The sequence below is a fragment of the Actinomadura sp. NPDC023710 genome, from assembly GCF_040639875.1.
GTDB lineage: Bacteria > Actinomycetota > Actinomycetes > Streptosporangiales > Streptosporangiaceae > Spirillospora > Spirillospora citrea.
The window spans coordinates 26,264-45,466 of the sequence record NZ_JBFAGB010000018.1 but is presented as its reverse complement, the minus strand read 5'-3'; the positions used below and the strand labels follow the sequence as shown (position 1 = coordinate 45,466).

At 74.0% G+C, this 19,203-nt stretch carries 14 protein-coding genes; 9 read left to right on the top strand and 5 right to left on the bottom strand.

What is annotated here, in order from left to right:
* Positions 1-2 precede the first annotated feature (2 nt).
* Positions 3-1,778 (bottom strand): AMP-binding protein, encoded by a 1,776-nt coding sequence (locus AB0H37_RS21760; RefSeq protein ID WP_179836108.1) that lies wholly within the window; start codon positions 1,776-1,778, stop codon positions 3-5.
* Positions 1,779-2,023: 245 nt separating this feature from the next.
* Here AB0H37_RS21760 and AB0H37_RS21755 point away from each other — a divergent pair, with 245 nt between their 5' ends.
* The 7 genes from AB0H37_RS21755 (at position 2,024) to AB0H37_RS21725 (ending at position 12,873) form a co-directional block, all read left to right on the top strand.
* Positions 2,024-3,382 carry a beta-ketoacyl-[acyl-carrier-protein] synthase family protein gene (locus tag AB0H37_RS21755; RefSeq protein WP_329088414.1) on the top strand — a complete coding sequence of 453 codons (1,359 nt, stop codon included), beginning with the start codon at positions 2,024-2,026 and terminating at the stop codon, positions 3,380-3,382.
* Positions 3,379-4,413, top strand: a complete 1,035-nt coding sequence (locus tag AB0H37_RS21750; RefSeq protein WP_360614686.1) for a beta-ketoacyl synthase N-terminal-like domain-containing protein — start codon at positions 3,379-3,381, stop codon at positions 4,411-4,413. The genes AB0H37_RS21755 and AB0H37_RS21750 overlap by 4 nt, the downstream gene beginning before the upstream one ends.
* Entirely contained in the window at positions 4,410-6,791 is a 2,382-nt protein-coding gene (locus AB0H37_RS21745) for a beta-ketoacyl synthase N-terminal-like domain-containing protein (RefSeq protein ID WP_360614684.1), read from the top strand. Before AB0H37_RS21750 ends, AB0H37_RS21745 begins: the two co-directional genes overlap by 4 nt.
* Positions 6,788-7,492 carry a 3-oxoacyl-ACP reductase FabG gene (fabG, locus tag AB0H37_RS21740; protein WP_360614682.1) on the top strand — a complete coding sequence of 235 codons (705 nt, stop codon included), beginning with the start codon at positions 6,788-6,790 and terminating at the stop codon, positions 7,490-7,492. Before AB0H37_RS21745 ends, fabG begins: the two co-directional genes overlap by 4 nt.
* A gap of 263 nt (positions 7,493-7,755) precedes the next feature.
* Positions 7,756-9,051 carry an MFS transporter gene (locus AB0H37_RS21735; RefSeq protein WP_360614680.1) on the top strand — a complete coding sequence of 432 codons (1,296 nt, stop codon included), beginning with the start codon at positions 7,756-7,758 and terminating at the stop codon, positions 9,049-9,051.
* Positions 9,052-9,194: 143 nt separating this feature from the next.
* Complete coding sequence (locus AB0H37_RS21730; RefSeq protein ID WP_360614678.1) at positions 9,195-12,167, top strand: BTAD domain-containing putative transcriptional regulator; 2,973 nt, start codon at positions 9,195-9,197, stop codon at positions 12,165-12,167.
* Between the two features lie 130 nt (positions 12,168-12,297).
* The gene (locus tag AB0H37_RS21725; protein WP_179836114.1) at positions 12,298-12,873 is read left to right on the top strand and encodes a helix-turn-helix transcriptional regulator; all 576 of its coding nucleotides are present in this window, start codon (positions 12,298-12,300) and stop codon (positions 12,871-12,873) included.
* A 33-nt stretch (positions 12,874-12,906) separates the two neighbouring features.
* Here AB0H37_RS21725 and AB0H37_RS21720 read toward each other — a convergent pair whose 3' ends face one another.
* Together AB0H37_RS21720 and AB0H37_RS21715 are read right to left on the bottom strand one after the other, a co-directional pair.
* A complete protein-coding gene (locus AB0H37_RS21720) occupies positions 12,907-13,230 on the bottom strand; it encodes an Lsr2 family protein (protein WP_179836115.1) in 324 nt (107 codons plus the stop codon).
* Between the two features lie 451 nt (positions 13,231-13,681).
* A complete protein-coding gene (locus AB0H37_RS21715; protein ID WP_360614675.1) occupies positions 13,682-14,977 on the bottom strand; it encodes an FAD-binding oxidoreductase in 1,296 nt (431 codons plus the stop codon).
* 81 nt (positions 14,978-15,058) lie between these two features.
* Here AB0H37_RS21715 and AB0H37_RS21710 point away from each other — a divergent pair, with 81 nt between their 5' ends.
* On the top strand, positions 15,059-16,501 hold the full coding sequence (locus tag AB0H37_RS21710; RefSeq protein ID WP_360614673.1) for a PLP-dependent aminotransferase family protein: 1,443 nt from the start codon (positions 15,059-15,061) through the stop codon (positions 16,499-16,501).
* Here AB0H37_RS21710 and AB0H37_RS21705 read toward each other — a convergent pair.
* Together AB0H37_RS21705 and AB0H37_RS21700 are read right to left on the bottom strand one after the other, a co-directional pair.
* Complete coding sequence (locus tag AB0H37_RS21705) at positions 16,470-16,628, bottom strand: hypothetical protein (protein WP_360614671.1); 159 nt, start codon at positions 16,626-16,628, stop codon at positions 16,470-16,472. The genes AB0H37_RS21710 and AB0H37_RS21705 overlap by 32 nt on opposite strands.
* A gap of 24 nt (positions 16,629-16,652) precedes the next feature.
* Positions 16,653-18,035 carry an OFA family MFS transporter gene (locus tag AB0H37_RS21700; RefSeq protein ID WP_179836118.1) on the bottom strand — a complete coding sequence of 461 codons (1,383 nt, stop codon included), beginning with the start codon at positions 18,033-18,035 and terminating at the stop codon, positions 16,653-16,655.
* A 538-nt stretch (positions 18,036-18,573) separates the two neighbouring features.
* Between AB0H37_RS21700 and AB0H37_RS21695 the strand changes: the two genes are divergently transcribed.
* A complete protein-coding gene (locus AB0H37_RS21695; RefSeq protein WP_360614669.1) occupies positions 18,574-19,203 on the top strand; it encodes a TetR/AcrR family transcriptional regulator in 630 nt (209 codons plus the stop codon).

Sequence of the window (19,203 nt, the reverse complement as noted above, 5' to 3'; positions counted from 1 at the left end):
GCTCAGTCGGCGTGGTCGGCGGGCAGGACCACCTCGGGCGGCGGCGGGTCCCGGTAGAGCAGATCGACCTGGGCGGAGCGGTTGCGGAGCACCTCCAACTGGCTCACCGAGCCCTTGTCGGTCAGCTCCCCGGCGTCGCGGTCCGGCGGCTCGGCGAGCAGCAGCAGCCGCTCGATCCGCCGCGAGGACCGCTGCCCCGCGTTGAACCTGGCCAGCGCCTCGGCCAGGGCACGGCGCACCGCGGCGGGGTCGCCGGCGCGCCGCGTCCAGGCGAGCGCGCCCGCGTGCGCCCGCCCCGAACCGGTGATCACGACCTCGCCGAGCTGGTCGGCGGAGGCCAGCAGGGCCGCCCGCAGCGCCCCGACCCGCACCCAGGTCCCGGTGGTCAGCTTGAAGTCCTCGGTGATGCGGCCCTGGAACACCAGGCCGCGGCCCGGGTCGTTCTCGTCGGCCGGGGCGCCGGCGTCGCCCGTCCGGTAGAAGCCCTCCTCGTCGAACGCCTCGGCGGTGCGTTCCGGGTCGTCCAGGTAGCCGGCCATCACCGTGGGCCCGGCGGCCCGCATCTCCAGCCGCCCGTCGACCGGGGCCAGCTTGAGCCGGATCCCCGGCAGCGGCACGCCGATCGCGCCCGGCACGTCGGTGTCCAGATGGGCGGAGGTCACGGCCGAGGCGGTCTCGGTCAGGCCCCACGAGGAGGTGAAGCGGACCTTCCCGGGCGAGAACCGCTCCGCCAGCCTGAGCATCCGCTCCCGCAGCTCGGCGGGCAGCGGGGCGCCCGCGCTGAACAGCAGGCCCAGCCGGGCGAAGAAGGTCTTGGCGAGCACCGAGTCGCACTCCAGCGCCTCGGCCAGCAGCGCGAAGCCTGCGGGCACGTTGAAGTAGACGTTCGGCGAGAACTCGGCGAGGTTGCGCAGGCTGCGCGGGAGGAGCTCGGGGGTCGGCCCGCCGTCGTCGATGGCGAGGGTGCCGCCGTGCGTCAGGACCATGTGCAGGTTGTGGTTGCCGCCGAAGGTGTGGCTCCACGGCAGCCAGTCGACGAGGGTCAGCCGGGTCTCGGCGAGGAACGGCCAGACCTGCCGCATCATCTGCTGGACGGCGCACAGCATCCGGTGGGTGTTGGGGACGGCCTTCGGCCGCCCGGTCGAGCCGCTCGTGAAGAAGATCTTGGCGACGGAGTCCGGGGCGACCGCGGCCCGGGCCGCGGCGAGCCGCTCCCCGGGCGCGGTGCGCAGCAGCTCGCCGAGGGGCTCCCCGCCGCCCTCCCGGCCGACGAGGGTGCGCGGCGCCAGCCCGGCCAGCGCCGCCAGCGCCGCGCCGTACTCCCGGCCGTCCTCGGCGTAGACGGCGCCGGGACGGGCGATGCCGGTGACCGTGCGCAGCCGCTCGTGGCCGCCGCTCAGCGAGTACCCGGTGCTGAGCGAGACCACCGGGATCCCGGCGAGGTACCCGGCGAGCGTGAGCCGCAGGTGCCGCAGGGAGTTGCCCGACAGCACCATGAGCGGGCGGTCCGGGCCGAGGCCGCGCTCCAGCAGGGCCTCCCCGAGCGCCTCGGCGTCCGCCAGGGCGGCGCCGTAGGTCAGCTCGTCCCATCCGCCGCTACGCCGCTCGGCGGCGAGGACGGCGCCCGGCCGCTCCGCCGCCCACCGGCGCAGCGGGCGCGCGAGGTCGGCGTCGTAGGGCTCCAGCGGCACCTGCGAGGACAGCAGCACCGTCCCGTCGGGGCGCCGGGCGGCGCTGATCCTCGGCTCCGCGAACACCCGCCCACTCGAATTCACCATGCGACTCGAATCCCATTCATCAAAGGCTCTACCTGCCGGGACGACTTCGCCCCCGCACACTAGACGCGGCGACCCGCTCGCGGACTGCCGATTCGGCCGCTCTTTCGCCGGTCCACCTCCGTCTTCGGGCAGGTGTCTCGGCCATACCAGGGCGGGCATGGCCATGCGCGCAGCGCGTTAGGGCGCGCGATCGGCCATTGAGACGTTCGCCGGGGCACGAAATCCTCCCTTCGAGGTGAGCCAAATTGGAAATATCCGCCGTTTCCCATGACCGTCCCCACGCGCGGGGGCCGGCCGATGATCCCCGGCCCCGGGTCGTCGTCACCGGGCTGGGCGTCATCTCCAGCATCGGGATCGGCCGCGCGGACTTCCTGACGGCGCTGCGCGCGGGGGCCTGCGGCGCGTCGCCGATCAGCGGCTTCGACACGACGGGCTTCCGGTACGCCCGTGCCTACGAGGTGCCCGGGTTCGACCCCGAGACCCGCCTGCGGCGGATCGAGCCGGGCCGGTTCGGGAAGGTCGGCGCCCAGGCGGCGGCCGCCGCGCGGATGGCGATGCGGGACGCGGGACTCGACCCAGCGGCGGTCCGGGACGAGCCGGGCGTCATCGCCGTCGGCACGACCTGCGGCGAGTCGCTCGACGTGGACGCGCTGGCCGCCGCCGAGGTCGCCGGCGGCCTGGGGCGGCTTCCGGCGCCGCGGGCCCGGCGGGTGCACCCCGGCCGCCTGCCCGTCGCGGTGGCCGTCGAGCTCGGCCTCACCGACGTGGAGGCCGTCACGATTCCGACGGTGTGCGCCGCCGGCAACTACGCGGTCGGCCACGCGCTGGACGCCCTGCGCGGCGGCGAGGCCGAGTTCGCGATCTGCGGCGGGGCCGACTCGGTGAGCCGGATGGCCTTCGCCGGCTTCTACCGGCTGCGGGCGTGGGCCTCGGAGAGGTGCAGCCCCTTCGATCTCGACCGGGACGGGTTCATGTTCGGCGAGGGCGCCGGGATGCTCGTCCTGGAGACCCTCGACCACGCGCGCCGGCGCGGCGCGACCGTCCTGGCCGAGGTCGCCGGCTTCGGGCTCAACTGCGACGCCGAGCACCCCACGAGGCCGCTGCGCGAGCGCGTCGCCGAGTGCCTGTCGAGCGCGCTGCGCGACGCGGGCGCGGCGCCGCGCGAGGTGGACGTCGTCTTCGCGCACGGCACCGGCACGAAGATCAACGATGCGATGGAGTCGGCCGTGTTCGCGGACGTGTTCGGCGACGCGCCGCCGCCCGTCACGGCGCTCAAGTCCATGATCGGCCACACGCAGGGCGCGGCCGGCGCGCACGCGTGCATCGCCGCGGTGCTCGGCATGGAGCACGGCTTCATCCCGCCCACCGTCAACTTCTCCACGCCCGACCCCGAGTGCCCCGTGGACTGCGTGACCGGCGCGTCCCGTCCCGCCCGGGTGCGCACGGCCGTGGTCAACTCGCTCGGCGTCGGCGGCAACAACGCCGCGGTCGTGCTGCGCCACCCCGGCGCCCTCGCGGGCGGGCCGCCCACCGGGCACGGGACGTCCGTCGAGAACGAGCCGTCCACCGGCCGGGGGACCGCCACGAAGGAGGGGGCCGCGTGAGCACCGTCATCTCGGCGATGGCGCTGATGTCGCCCGCGGGCGCCGGCGCCGGCGTGTTCGGCGAGGCGATCCGCGCCGGCGTTCCGCTTCCCGGCGGCGCCGTCGAGGACTTCCGCACCGACGCCGCCGACCCGTCCGCGCGTCCCGTCCGGCTGGTCGACCGCCCCTCCGCGATGGCGCTCGCCGCGATCGGCGACCTCCTCGGCCCGGACGTCCTCGCCGGATGGCCGCCCCACCGCCGGGCGCTCGTGCTCGGCAGCGGCGCCGCCGGGATCGACCAGTCGATGACGCTCACCCGGGACTCGCTGACCCGCCCACGGCCCGACAACGTCAACCCGGCGCTCGTCCCGGCGTGCGTGATGAACTACGCCGGCGCGCAGGCCGCGATGGCCTTCGACCTGCGGGGACCGAACGCGACCGTCACGGCCGGCGCCGCGACCGGCCTCGCCGCGCTGCGGTACGCGCGGCGGCTGCTCGCCTCCGGCCGGGCCGACGCCGTGGTGTGCGGCGCCTTCGAGGACCTGAACGAGCGGCGGGCGGCGATCGCCGAGGCCGCCGGGCGCGCGACCCGGCCCGCCGAAGGCTGCGGCGTGTTCCTCGTCGAGCCCGCGGACCGGGCGCGGTCCCACGGCCGTCCGGTGCTCGCCGAGATCCTCGCGCTGGAGAGCCGCGTCTTCGACGAGCCCTGCCACGCCCCCGCCGTGCTGGACGCCGCCGTGCGCAGGGCGCTGCGCACCGGCGGCGCCGGCCCCGAGAACGTCGGCCTCCTCGTGCCCTCCGGGCAGGAGGACGCCGGCCTGCGCCTTCCGGCGCACACCCGCGTCGTACGGCCCTCGGAGATCGTCGGTGACGCCTTCGGCGCCGCCGCCGCGCTCCAGGTCGCCGCCGCGATCGCGGTCCGCGACGCAAGCCGAGAGCGAGCCTCCCTTGACCCCGCCGGTGGTCTCGCACTGATCACCACCATCGACACCGACGGGCACGCCGCGTGCTGCTTGCTGCGGACCGGCGGCCGAGGAGGACCAGGAACATGACGGACATCGCCATCGTCGGCATCGACTGCCGCTTCCCCAAGGCGCCCGATCCGGGCGCCCTGTGGGAGCTGCTGATGCGCGGCGACGAGGGGATCGTCGAGGTGCCCAAGTCCCGCTGGAACGCCGACGTCTACTACGACCCGGACGGGGGCATCGGCAAGACCAACACCCGCTACGCCGGCTTCATCGACGACGCCGACGCCTTCGACCACGAGTTCTTCGGGTTCGCCGAGGAGGAGGCCGAGGTCGCCGACCCGCAGGTGCGGCTGCTGCTCCAGACCGCGTGGCGCGCCCTGGAGGACGCGACGATCGACCCGCGCTCACTGGCGGGCAGCAGGACCGGCGTCTACGTCGGGATCATGGGCTCGGAGTGGATGAGCCTGCTGATGACCAACTTCACCAGGATCACCGGCCAGGTGGGCTCCGGGAACGGCTACGCGATGGCCGCCAACCGCATCTCCTACCAGCTCGACCTGCGGGGCCCGAGCATGGCCGTCGACACCGCGTGCTCGTCCTCCCTGGTCGCGACCGAGGAGGCCTGCCACGCGCTGCGGGCGGGCATCTGCGACCAGGCGCTGGTCGGGTCGGTGAACATGTTCGTCACCCCCTCGTCCAGCATCTACTTCGCCCAGGCCAAGGTGGCCTCCCCGGACGGCCGCTGCAAGCCGTTCAGCTCCAAGGCCGACGGCTTCGGGCGCGCCGAGGGCGTCGCCGCGCTCGTCCTGCGCCGCCTGGACGACGCCCTCGCCGACGGCCTGCCCGTCTACGCGGTCATCAAGGGCGGCGCGGTCAACCACGGCGGCCGCAGCACGACGGTCACCGCGCCGAACCCGCACGCCCAGCAGGCCGTGATGGTGGAGGCCTACAAGCGCGCGGGGGTCCGCCCGGAGGACATCGCCTACGTCGAGACGCACGGCACGGGGACGCTGCTGGGCGACCGGCTGGAGGCCCGCGCCCTCGGCAAGGTGCACGGCGTCCCCCGGGAGCGGCCGTGCGCGATCGGGTCCGTCAAGGGCAACATCGGGCACGCCGAGGGGGCGGCGGGCATCGCCGGGCTGATCAAGACCACGCTGGCCCTGCACCACCGTGTGATCCCGCTGAGCCGCTTCTCCGACAGTGAGAACCCGCGGCTGAAGCTGGCGGCGAACGGGCTCCGGCTCGTCAAGGAGCCGATGCCGCTGCCGGACGGCCAGGTCTTCGCCGGCGTCAGCGGCTTCGGCCTCGGCGGCACCAACGCCCACATCGTGCTCGGCACCGCCCCGGCGGCCGCCGGGCGGCCGGGCGCGGCGCCCCCGGGCCGCGCGCGCGGCGGGGTCCTGACGGTGTCGTCGCGCGACACCGAGGGCCTGCGGGGCGCGGTCCGCCGGCTGGCCGAGGACCTCGCGGCGGCACCCGCCGGACGGCTCGCGCAGCTGAGCTGGACGTCCAACATGGTGAAGGCGTCGGGGCCGGTCCGGTTCGCCCTCCCGGCGGACGACCGCACGGCCGCCGTGGCCGCGCTGCTGGAGGCGGCCGGGGACGACGACCGGCTCGCCGCCCTGTCCGGGCGCGCGGGAGCGCGACCGAAGACGGGATGGGTGATCTCGGGCGGCTCGGCATGGCGCGCCGGCATGCCGGCGCGGCTTCACGAGGGGGTCCCCGCCTACCGGCGCGCGCTCGGCGCCGTGGACGCGGCGCTCCGGCCCCTCCTCGGCTGGTCCGTGCGGGACGCCCTGCTGTCCGGCGCGGAGCCGCCCGCCGCCGAGCCGGTCGCCTTCGCCGTCGCCTACGCCGCCGGGCGGACGCTGGCCGACGTGGGGATCAGGCCGGCGTGGACGGTCGGCGAGGGGGTCGGCGAGTACGCCGCGGCGGTGCTGGCCGGCGTGTTCGACCTGGAGGACGCGTGCCGGCTCGTCGCCGGGTACGGCGCGGCCGAGCCCCCGGGCGCTGGAGCCGCGGACCTCGCCTGCCGGCCGCCGGCGACCCCGCTCTACTCGGCCCGCCGCGGCGGGCGGCTCGACGACGAAGTGCTGGACGCCGCGTTCTGGACGGAGCGTCCCGACGGCGGGCCGCGGTTCGACGAGGCGCTCCGGGCGGCACGGGGGTCGGAGCCGGTCCGGCTGATCGAGGTCATGGGCGAGCGCACGGACGGCCTCCGCCTGCTGTCCGGCGGGACCGACGCCCTGGCCGGGATCGTCGCGGCGCTCTACCGGGACGGCCTGAACCCCGACTGGGACGAGCTCTACGAGCCGGGCGAGCGGGTGCGGCACCGACTCACCCCCTACGCGTTCGCCGCCACCGGGCGCTTCTGGTGGAACCACCCGATCGACGGTGGCGGGGACCTCGCCGCCTCCGTGGCCGCGCCCGCCGGACCGACCCTTGCTGGAGGGGACTCATGACCCGTTCCGTACTCGTCACCGGCGGGAACCGCGGCCTCGGCCTCGCGATCGCCCGCGCGTTCACCGCCGCAGGCGACGCGGTCGCGGTGACCCACCGCGGATCCGGCGCCCCGGACGGGCTGCTCGGCGTCAAGTGCGACGTCACCGACTCGGACCAGGTCGCCCGAGCCTTCGAGGAGATCAGGGAGGCGCACGGCCCGGTCGAGGTCCTGGTCTCCAACGCCGGGATCACCGACGACGCGCTGCTGCTGCGCATGCGGGAGGAGTCGTTCACCCGCGTGATCGACACCAACCTGACCGGGGCCTACCGGGTGGCCAGGGCCGCGGTCTCGGACATGATCCGCGCACGGCGCGGACGGATGATCTTCATCTCCTCGGTGGCCGGGACCAAGGGCGTGCCCGGCCAGGCCAACTACGCCGCCAGCAAGGCGGGCCTGATCGGGCTCGCGCGGGCCCTGGCCCGCGAGCTGGCCGCCCGCGGGATCACCTCGAACGTGATCGCGCCCGGACTGCTGGACACCGACATGACCAGCGAGCTCACCGACCGCTACAAGCAGCAGATCCTCGACGAGGTCCCGCTCGGGCGCACCGCCACGCTCGACGAGATCGCGGCCGCCGCGGTCTGGCTCGCCTCCGCGGGCGCCGCGTCGGTGACCGGCCAGGTGATCACCATCGACGGCGGAGGCAGCCTGGGCCACTGACACCCACGGGACGAATCTGGCGGGGCCGTGAAAAACCGGACGCGGCCCCGCCAGGGCGGGGCGCTTCCGCCGGGACACGTTGCTTTAAGCGAAACTGACAGTTGGTTGACAGTCCAACGATCCAATGGTCATGATGTTCACCGGACTCCTTTATTAGCCCCGCATATGATCAAGAGACGTCCGAGCACGGATTGCGAACGCTCCGAATCAGTGCGTTTGAGCTCCTGTTAACAGACGACGCGATGCGAGGGCTGTCATCTCAAATGGAGATCTCTTATAAAGAAGGATCCGCCCCTGCCCGTCCGGCGCCGCCCGCCACCGTCCCCCGCCATTGGATCGTCGCCTATTTCCTGGCGACGCTCGCCATGTGGGCCGGCCTGCTGGCGGCGGCGCAGATCCTGCTGCCCGCCCAGCTCGCCGCGCTCGACCCGGACCGCCAGGTCTGGCACCTCGGCCTGATCACCGCCCTCGGCGCGGGCGCCGCCATCGTCTCCTCCCCCGTCGCCGGCTCCCTGTCGGACCGCACGGCCTCGCGCTTCGGGCGGCGGCGGCCCTGGGTGCTCGCCTCCGCCCTGGTCTGCTCCGCGGCCCTGTTCGCGCTGCCGCTCCAGACCACGGTCGCCGGCGTCGGCGTGTGCTGGGTCCTCGTGCACGGCGCCGCGAACGCGATGTGCGCGGCCCTGTGCGCCGCGATCCCCGACCGCGTCCCGGTGGCCCGGCGCGGCCTGGTCTCCGGCATCGCGGGGCTCGCGATGCCGGTCGGGCTGGTCGTCGGGACGATGCTCGTCTCGGCGGTCCCCACCTGGGCCGGATACGCGCTGATGGGCGGGCTGACGCTCACGCTGGCCCTCCCGTACGTCCTGCTCGAGGAGCACGCGCCGCTCCGCTCGCCCGGCCTCGGCGGCCCGCCGGACGGGCCCGCCTCCCCGGTCTCCGGAGCGCGCGCCCCGCGCCGGTCGCCCAAGGTCTTCCTGGCCGACCTGTACGTCAGCCCGCGGCGCCACCCCGACTTCGCCTGGACGCTGTCGGGGCGGTTCTTCGCCCAGCTGTCGATCTCCCTCGCCACGCTGTACCTGCTCTACTTCCTGCGCGACGAGGTGCGCGTGGACGATCCCGCCGGGGGCGTGGCGGTGCTCAGCCTGCTCTACACCGCGGGGGTCGTCGCCGCGAGCGTCACCGCGGGGCGCCGATCCGACCGCACCGGACGGCGCAAACCGTTCGTCATCGTCGCCTCGCTCCTCATGGCCGGGGCGCTGACCTGCATGGCGCTGCTCCCCCTCTGGCCCGCGGCGCTGGCCTCGGCGGCCGTTCTCGGCGCCGGGCACGGCGTCTACCTGGCCATCGACCAGGCGCTCGTCACCGAGGTGCTGCCGCTGGAGCGGGACCGTGCCAAGGACCTCGGCCTGATCAACGCGGCGGGCAGCGGCGCGGTCGCGGTCGCCCCGCTCGTGGCCGCCGGGACGCTGCTGCTGGGCGGCTTCTCCGCGCTCTTCACGGCCGGCGCCGGACTCGCCGTCGCCGGCGGCCTGGCCATCCAGCCGGTCAGATCCGTCCGCTGACGGTCGTTCGCCGAGACCGCTCACCCATCGAGGGCAGGTGTCCCATCTTCGAACCGAGAGAGGACGCGAGCCGCCCGGCACCCGAGCGGGCCCCGGCCTTCCGGGTGCTGGGCCGGCTCTCGGTGAGCGCCGGGGGGACCGAAGTGCCGCCGCCGAGGTCCCACGTCCTGCAGGGGCTGCTCGGCGCGCTGCTGCTGGCCCAGGGCGAGCCGCTGCGGACCGAGAGGCTCACGCGGCTGGTGTGGGCCGACCGCGCCGAGATGACGAGCCGGGAGTCGGTGCACGTCGGGATCTCCCGGCTGCGCAAGTGGCTCAGGCAGCTGGGCGACGGCGGGCCGTCGATCGACTACGAGGACGGCTACCGCCTGGCCGTGCCCGGCGACGACCTGGACCTGCACCGCTTCCGGGCGCTGATCGAACGGGCCCGCGCGGTGGAGGAGCCGGAGCCGCGCGCCGCCGTGCTCGTGTCCGCCCTGCGGCTGCGGCGCGGGCCCGTCCTCACCGGGATGGAGTACCTGGACCGCGCCGACGTCCTGCTGCGCTCGGTCGAGCAGCGCGTGCGCGAGGCGGTGATGGACCTGGCGACCGCGGCCCAGCGCGTCGACGACCCCGAGCCCGCGATCGCCGCCGTGCGCGCCCTGGCCGGCGACCTGCCCTTCGACGAACCGCTGCACGCGGCGCTCATCGACCTGCTCGCCGCCGGCGGCCAGCCCGCCGAGGCGCTGAACGTCTACCGGCGGCTCGGCGAACGGCTCGCCGACGAGCTCGGCGTCGAGCCGAGCAGCCAGGTCCAGGACGCCTACCTGCGCGTCCTCGACCGCGACCGGCCGTTCGCCGCCGCGCCGGAGCCGGCCGCCGGCACCCGCGCCGCCGTCCCGGTCCCGGCGCAGCTGCCGCCGGGCATCCCCGACTTCACCGGCCGCCTCGACGAGGCGGCGCTCATCGCCGAAAGCCTGACGAGCCCGGCGGACGGGCGGGCGCGGACGGTGGCGGTCACCACGATCGCGGGCATGGGCGGCATCGGCAAGACGGCCCTCGCCGTGCACGTGGCGCACCTGCTGACCGACACGTTCCCCGACGGCCAGCTCTACGCGAACCTGAACGGCGACGCCGACGCCAGGCCCAAGCCCTCGGAAGTCCTCGACCGGTTCCTGCGCGCGCTCGGGGTGAGCGGCTCGGGCGTCCCCCCGGCGCCGGCGGAGCGCGGGGCCCTGTTCCGCAGCCGGGTCGCCGGGCGCAGGGTGCTCGTCGTCCTCGACGGCGCCCTGAACGAGGAGCAGGTGCGGCCCCTGTTACCGGGCTCGCCCGGCACGGCCGTGCTCGTCACCAGCCGCAACCGCCTCACGGGGCTGGAGGGCGCGACGCTGCTGGACCTGGAGGTCCTGTCGCCGCCGCAGGCCGTCGACCTGCTCACCCGCGTCATCGGCCCGCGCCGCGTCGCGGCCGAGCCCGAGGGCGCGGTGGAGATCGTGCGGCTGTGCGGGCACATCCCGCTGGCCGTCCGGATCGCCGCGGGGCGGCTGGCCGGCCGCCCGAACTGGACCCTGGCCCACCTCGCCGAGGTGCTGCGCGACGAGCGCGGGCGGCTGGACGAGCTGTCGGTCGGCGACCTGGCGGTCCGGGCGAGCTTCCGGATGAGCTACCGGCCGCTGCCGCCCGCGACCCGGCGGGCGTTCCGGATGATCGGGCTGCTGGACGCGCCGGACTTCACCCTGTGGACGGTCGCCGCGCTCCTCGGCGTCCCGCTGAACGAGGCCCGGCCGCACCTGGAGAGGCTGATCGACGCCCAGCTCGTGAACGTGACCGGCACCGACGCCACCGGCGGGTTACGGCACCGCATGCACGAGCTGATCCGGCTGTACGCGCGCGAGTGCGCGGAGGCGGAGGACGCCCCCCGCCAGCGCACCGCCGCCCTCGCCCGGGCGCTCGGGGCCTGGCTGTGGCTCGCCGAGAACGCCGCCGAGCGCATCCCCGGCCCCGCCTACGCCTCCATGCACGGCACCGCGGCGCGCTGGCCCCTCTCCCCCGCCACCGCCGCGCGCCTGCTCGCCGACCCGCTGCAGTGGTTCGCCGCCGAGCTGCCCGCGCTGACGGCCGCCGCCCGGCAGGCGTGCGACCTCAAACTCGACGAGCTGGCCTGGGACCTCGCCGCCTCCCTGGAGAAGTTCTGCGACATCAGAGGGGCCTACGACGACTGGAGGCACACCAACGAGCGGGCGCTGCGGCTCTGCCGGGCGGCGCGGAACAAGCGGGGCGAGGCCGTCCTGCTGCGGGGCCTCCTGGAGGTCATCACCTGGACCTCGGAGGGCCGGACCAAGCCCGCGATGGTGGTGATGCGGGAGACGGCGGAACGGCTGCTGCGGCTGTTCACCGAGCTGGGCGACGAGCGGGGGATGGCGGACGCCCTCATCCAGATCAGCTGGGGCCTGGTGGCCCAGGGCGCCAAGGAGGAGGCCCTGGCCACGGCGGCGCGGGCCCTGCGGCTCGCCGAGCCGTGCGGCTACCTGGGCGGGCAGGCGCGGGCCCTCCAGGTCCAGGCGGTGGCGCACGGCGAGGAGGACCCGCTGCGGGCCGTGCCCTGCCTGGAGCGCGCCCTGGAGATCGCCGAGCGGCTCGGCAATCCCCGCCTCAAGGCCACGGTCGTCCAGTTCCTCGGGGTGGGCCACGCCTTCGCGGGCGATCTCGGCACCGGGCAGGACATGCTCAACAGGTCGATCACGATGGCCCGCGAGCTGGACGACCGGTACCTCGAGACGTTCTCCCTCATCTACCTCGCGAAGCTGTTCACCGCGATCGGGGACGCGCGGGCCAGGGCCACCGCGGACCTCGCGCTCGCCTACAGCCGGGCGGGCAACTTCGGGCACCACCTCGCCGAGGCCCTCGCCATCCTCGGCGAGCTGAACCTGGCCGCGGGCGACACCGCCGCAGCCGTCGGCTGCCTGGAGGAGTCCGTGGACGTCTGGCGCACCCGCGGCTGGCTCCCGTTCCTCGCCCGGACGCTGCGCCGGCTGGGCGACGCCTACGCAGCGGCGGGCGACCACGACGCCGCCGGGATCGTGCGAGCCGAGGCGGACGACCTGACGGGAAAGGTTTCCCAGCAAACAGGTAGACAATAACGAGAAATACTCCACCGCGCCGGTTAGCGTCCGGTAAGGGCCGCGGTTATACCGTCGAAGCGCATTGCACCCCCCGCCCACTGGCAATGCCGAAGTTGGTGATACGCACACCGATCGAACGAGGGTACGCATGCACCTTTCGGTACATGATCAAAAGCAGGTCATACGTCTGCTCGCGACTGCCCGGCACGAGATCCTCTCGCTCGTCCCGGCGTGGCCGGCCTCGCTGCGCAACGCCTACCTGCGCCGCCGCACCACGGCCGGCCCCCGCTCCCGCATCGTCGTCTCCCGCTCCTGCCGCCTCCAGGCGGCCTCCGGGCCCGGGCCGTCCGAGATCCGGCTCGGCGGCACCCTGCCGGCCTTCCTCCTGGTGGTGGACCGCCGGACCGCCCTGGTCAGGCGCAACGGTCCCTACCTCGCTCCCGGGGTCGTCCAGCCCGCCGAGATCGACCGGCTGGTCGCCTTCTTCGAGAGCCACTGGGAGCAGGCGTTCCCCATCGCCCCCGTCCCGGCGCGGCCGATGAGCGAACTCCAGCTCAACATCCTGCGCAAGCTGGCCGTGGGCATGACCGACCAGGCGGCCGCCAACGCTCTGAAGATCTCGTCGCGCACCGTCCAGCGCCAGGTGCACGACGTGATGGAGCAACTCGGGGCCCGCAGCCGACTGGAACTGGGCATCTGCCTGGCTTCCACCGACCTGGTCTGACCCGGCACCCCCGGCGCCTCCCTGAGCGCCGGGTCAGTGCGCGGCCTCGAACTTCTGGATCACATCGGCGGGAATGCGCCCGCGGTCGTTGACGGGGATTCCCGCCGACCTCGCCCATCGGCGGATCTCGGCGCTGCGCTCGCGGCTGCCCGCCGTGCGCGCGGCGCTCCTCACCGCGACACGGCGCGCCTTGCGGCCGTGCTCCCGGTAAGGCTCGATGACCTTGCGCAGTTTGGAGGCGTTCTTCTTGTTCAGGTCGATCTCATAGGCCTTACCGTCGAGCGAGAACGACACGGTTTCCACCGCCTCCCCGCCGCTGATGTCGTCGACCAGGCGAACCTTGACCTGCTGCGCCATGAATTGCCTTCCCCCTCGTTCAGTGACGAATGACGGTCCCGAGTTCATACTAGGCCGCCGGGGAACAGGCCAGGTCATCGAAGCCGCGCCGGCCATGGCCGCGTCCGGGCAAGGCACCGCCCCCATGTCCGGTATAAAGGCAGCAGACCGGCACGGACACGAGGCTTCTGCAATTCGAACCCTGTCTTGGCGAACTTATTGCTTTTTCTCCTCCTTCGGGCCTGAAGGCCCTGCTGTGTTTATTGCGGCGCCCTCCTCCTTCGGGCCTGGCGGCCCTCCATCGTCGGGCACTGCGGGCGATCGCCGGCATCGCTCCGGCTCGCCTTGCGGCTCACGTCGCGATCAGATTCTTGCTTCGCTCGAATCTGCCTTCGGACGCGATCGCGTCCCCCAGGTCGTCACGGGGTTACTGTGCGGGCTGAGGTCGGCGCGGGGGGTCTGGTGATGGTCTTCACGGATTGGCGGGGAAGTTGCTGCGGATGGTGTTGTGCGGGTCGTTGTGGGCCTTGATACGGCGGAGGCGGGCCAGCGCGTCGGGGGTGAAAGCGTTCGCGGCGGTCTCCTCGGGGTTGAGGAACGTGAAGGGCTTGCGCCCGCTGATGGGAAGCGCGTCGGCGAGCGTGGCCTGTTTGCCCTTAACCGCATCGGCGGTCTCCGGGTCGGTCGGGATGCCGAACATGTAGAGCGCGTAGGGCTCGGTGAGCGGGCCGTGCGGGCTGTCGGAGGGACGGGTGAACGCGCCTTCCAGATGCCGGATCTGCACGCTCAGCAAGGGGGCGATGGGGTCGGCCAGCAGCGCCTTGACCGCGCCGTCGTCCAGTTCCGTGAGCAGTTCGGCACGCGAGCGGCCGGCGCCGGGGTCGGTGGGTTCGGCCGTGATGGCGCCCAGCTCGGAGACCGGCATGACCGCCCTGCCGTCGGACAGCGGCCGGGCGAGCCGGTCCAGGGGGCGCAGCAGGTCGCGCGCCTCGGCCGCCGGGCCGAGGTAGGTGACGTCCACGGCGACCATCGGGTCGGCTCCGGGGAAGTGCAGCAGGTCCAGCCAGACCGTCAGCTCGTCCGGGGCCGCGGCGGTGATCTGCCGGTAGGCGTCCATCACCTCGGGCGCGTGCACGGCCGGCCACAGCATCCGGCCGCCGTACAGGTGCGGCGCCGGATGCAGCGCCAGGTCGAGGGACGTCACGACGGCGATGTCGCCGCCCCCGCCGCGCAGCGCCCAGAACAGGTCGGGATCGGCGTCCGCGGCGACGCGCCGGCGGCGGCCCTCGGCGTCGACGATCTCGAAGGCGGTGACGCTGTCGGCGACCCAGCCGTGGGCGCGGCCGAACCAGCTCAGCCCGCCGCCGAGGGCGACCCCGGCGACGCTGACCACGGGAGAGCTCCCGGGCAGCCCGGTCAGGCCGTGCGGCGCGGCCGCCGCCTGGAGCCGTCCCGAGGCGACGCCCGCACCGACCCGGGCGCGGCGGGCCGCGGGGTCGATCTCCAGGCCGTCCAGCCGCCGGGTGCGCAGCAGGATCGCGCCCCCGGTGCGGCCCGTGGCGCCGTGCCCGTTGGGCTGCGTGGCGATGGCCACCCCGGCGGAACGGGCGTACCGGACGAGCGCGGCGACGTCGTCGGCGTCGGCGGCCTCGACCACGGCCTCGACCGGCTGCTCCACGGCCAGGTTCCAGGGGCGCCGGGCAGCGTCGAATCCGGCGTCGCCGGGCAGCAGGACCCGGCCGCGGACGGCAGCGCGCAAGTCGTTCATCATTTCCTCCGAAACAGCAGGTCGATCAGGCTCTGCACCACAATCTAGGAGGGAAGAAGACCGGCGATAGGGTGCAATCTCATGACGGAAAACTGGGTCAATCTTGCTGAGGGGCTCGGAGCCGACCTCCACCTGGAGCTGCCGGGCGGCGGGCGCCGGGCGGCCCTGACCCGCGCGCTGCGCGCGGCGGTCCGCTCCGGGCGGCTGGCCCCCGGCACCCGGCTCCCGCCCTACCGTTCACTGGCCGCCGACCTTGGCCTGGCCCGCAACACCGTCGCCGACGCCTACGCCGAACTCGTCGCCGAGGGCTGGCTGACCGCCCGCCAGGGCTCCGGGACGCGGGTGGCGCTCGGCGCGCAGCCGCCCCCGGCACGCCCCACGCCGCGGCCCGGCGCGGACCGTCCGCCCGAACCGCTGCACGACCTGCGGCAGGGCCAGCCGGACGCCGCGTCCTTCCCCCGCGCCGCCTGGCTGGCGTCGGCGCGCCGGGCGGTCACGGCGGCGCCGAACGAGGCCTTCGGCCCCGGCGACCCGCGCGGCCGCCCCGAACTGCGTCGCGCACTCGCCGCTTACCTGGCCCGCACGCGCGGCGTGCGGACCGACGCCGACCACATCGTGGTCTGCTCCGGCTTCGCCCACGCCCTGCGCCTGCTGTTCGGCGGCGGGGTGCTGCACGGCCCGCTGGCGGTCGAGGGATACGGGCTGCCCTTCCACCGGGCCCTGCTGAAGCAGGCCGGTACGTTCACCCGTCCGCTCACCGTCGACGACGACGGCGCGCGGATCGACGAGCTCTCCGAAGCCGAGCGCACCGTACTGCTGACGCCCGCGCACCAGTTCCCCACAGGCGGGCCGCTCCATTCGCGCAGGCGCACGGCGGTCGCCGAGTGGGCGGCCTCGTCAGAGGGGCTCATCCTCGAAGACGACTACGACGGCGAGTTCCGCTACGACCGACAGCCGGTAGGGGCGGTGCAGGGCCTGGCCCCCGATCGGGTCCTGTACATCGGGTCCGTCAGCAAGAGCCTGTCCCCCGCCATCCGGCTCGGCTGGATGGTCCTGCCCGACCGCCTGATGGACGACGTCCTCACGGCCAAGGGCGAGCGCGAAGCGTGGGCGGGCGTGCTCGACCAGCTGACTCTGGCCGACTTCCTGGACTCGGGCTCCTACGACCGCCACGTCCGGCGCATGCGCCAGCGCTACCGCGACCGCCGCGACCGCTTCGTCACCGCCCTGGCCGAGCACGCGCCCCACGTCCACGCGACCGGGATCGCCGCCGGCCTGCACGCCGTCCTGCGCCTGCCGCCCGGCACCGAGCACGCCACCGTGCACGCCGCGACGCGTGCCGGAGTGGCGGTCGACGCCCTGTCGGCGTTCCGCCACCCCGCCGCCCGCCTCCCGCGCGAGGACGGCCTGGTGGTCGGCTACGCGACACCCCCGGACCACGCCTTCGGGGCTGCACTGCAGGCGCTCGTGCGGGTCCTCCGGCGGCCCGAGGTCAGCCGCCGAAGAGGGGCAGGATCGCCCTGACCGTCTCCACCACGCCGTAGATCAGCGGGATGCCGACGACGGACCAGGAGAAGACGAGGCGCGGCACGGCCCTGTCGAGGTCTGCGGACCGGCTCTCGTCGGGGGCGGGGCCCGGCGTTGGGGCCATGGTGCTCCTCCTTCGCTGTCGGGGTCAGGCGGCCGGGCTGGCGTCGGACACGCGGGGCTCGGCGTCCGCCACGTGGTGCCGCTCCGCCACCGGGCGGATGAGCAGGTTCGCGGCGAACCCGATCGCGAGGACCCCGACCATGGTGAACAGCGCGGGCCGGTAGTCGGCGGCCACGAGCGCGCCCGGCTCGCCGCGGGCGTCCAGGAACCGGTTCACGATCAGCGGCCCGGCGATGCCCGCCGCCGACCAGGCGGTCAGCAGCCGGCCGTGGATCGCGCCGACCTGGTAGGTGCCGAACAGGTCGCGCAGGTAGGCCGGGACGGTGGCGAACCCGCCGCCGTAGAAGGAGATGATCAGTGCGGCGAGGGCGACGAAGAACGCCGTCGAGGCGTCCCCGAAGAGCGCGAGCAGGACGTAGGCGGCCATGCCGACGCCGAGATAACCCACGTAGGCGGGCTTGCGGCCGATGTAGTCCGAGGTCGAGGACCAGACGAACCGCCCGGCCATGTTGAACATCGACAGGAGCCCGACGAACCCGGCCGCCTCGGTCGCCGACACCGAGGTCGAGCCGCCGGAGCGGAAGAAGTCGCCGATCATCGGACCCGCCTGCTCCAGGATCCCGATTCCGGCGGTGACGTTGCAGAACAGCACCGTCCAGAGCAGCCAGAACTGCGGCGTCCTGATTGCGGACGCCGCCGAGACACCGCGCGGCGCGGCGGGCGCCCGGGAACGTTCCGCCGCGGGGGCGGCCCCTGCGGGCCGCCATCCCGGCGCCGGGACCCGCACGGTGAACACTCCGAACATCATCACCACGAAGTAGGCGAGGCCCAGCGTGACGAACAGCAGGGCGACGGCGGCGCCGGACGCGGGGTCGCCGCCCGGGTCGTACAGCGACAGCAGCCGGCGCGACAGCGGCGAGGCGACCAGCGCGCCCCCGCCGAAGCCCATGATGGCCATGCCGGTCGCCAGGCCCGGCCGGTCGGGGAACCATCTGATCAGGGTGGAGACCGGCGAGATGTAGCCGATGCCGAGGCCGATGCCGCCGATGACGCCGTAGCCGAGGTAGACCAGCCAGAGCTGCCCGGCGGCGATGCCGAGCGCCGCGACCAGGAAGCCCGACGCCCAGAAGCAGGCGGCGGTGAACATCGCCCGGCGCGGCCCGACGCGGTCGACCCACGTGCCCATGACCGCCGCGGACGCGCCGAGCATCACGATCGCGATGGAGAAGACGACGCCGACCGCGGTGAGGCCGACGTCGAAATGCGCGACGAGTGCGGTCTTGTAGACGCTGGTGGCGTACGCCTGCCCGATGCAGAGGTGAACGGCGAGCGCGGCAGGCGGGATCAGCCAGCGGTTGTAGCCCGGTTTCGCGACGGTGTGCCGCAGATCGAGGAAGGAGAGCGCCACAGCGGGCCTCCGGTTCGGGAGCGTATCCGGACAGCTGATGCACCCCCGACACCACGACCATAAACACAAACGTGCTACATGAAAACCCCTCAACACCACCAACCCGTCAACCGACCACAAGAAGCCCCCGGCAAGCGGCCCGCCCCACCCCAACAGCCGCGATCGCGTCCGAAGGCAGATTCGAGCTTGCGAGAATCTGATCGCGAGCGAGCCGCCAGGCGAGCCGAAGCGATCCCAGCGACCGCCGCGGCCCCCAACGACCGAGGGCCGCCAGGCCCGAAGGGGGGAGGCACTGCAGTAAACACAGCCGTACCCCACCACCCGACCCCACCACACCACCCGAACCACCACACCGACCGAACCACCACACCGACCGAACCCACGACCTCGACAACCTCAGCCCGCACCGCAACCCCGCGACAACCCCAACAGCCGCGATCGCGTCCGAAGGCAGATTCAAGCGAAGCAAGAATCTGATCGCGCAGCGAGCCGCAAGGCGAGCCGGAGCGATGCCAGCGATCGCCCGCTTTTATCGACGATGGAGGGCCGCCAGGCCCGAAGGAGGAGAAAAAAGCAAATGAAAAGAGGCCGTCCCGGTTATGACCAGGCGACCGTGTTGCGCCGGGCCATCGAGCTTTTCAATCGGAAGGGCTACGAGGGGTCCAGTATGGGTGACCTCGCGGAGGAGCTCGGGTTCAGCAAGTCGGCGATCTACCATCACGTGCCGGGCAAGACGTATCTGCTCGCGCTGGCGCTCGACGAGGCGCTCGACGAGTTGACGGCGGTGATCCGCGAGGCGCAGGACGAGTCGAGGGGCAGCGCGTACGAGCGGCTGCGGTCGGTGGTGCGGGAGAGCGTGCGGGTGCTGGTGGCCCACCAGCCGGCGGTGACGCTGCTGCTGCGGGTGCGCGGCAACAGCGAGGTGGAGCTGGCGGCGCTCCAGCGGCGGCGGTGGATCGATGCGAAGCTGGCGGAGCTGGTGCGGGCGGCGGCCGCGGAGGGGGCGGTGCGCGGCGACGTGCCGCCGGAGCTGGTGAGCCGGCTGCTGTTCGGGATGGTCAACTCGCTGGTCGAGTGGTACCGGCCGGGCGGCGAGGTGAGCGCGGACGCCCTGTCGGACGCCATCACCGCGATCGCGTTCGACGGTCTGGCGGCGCGGCCGTCCTGA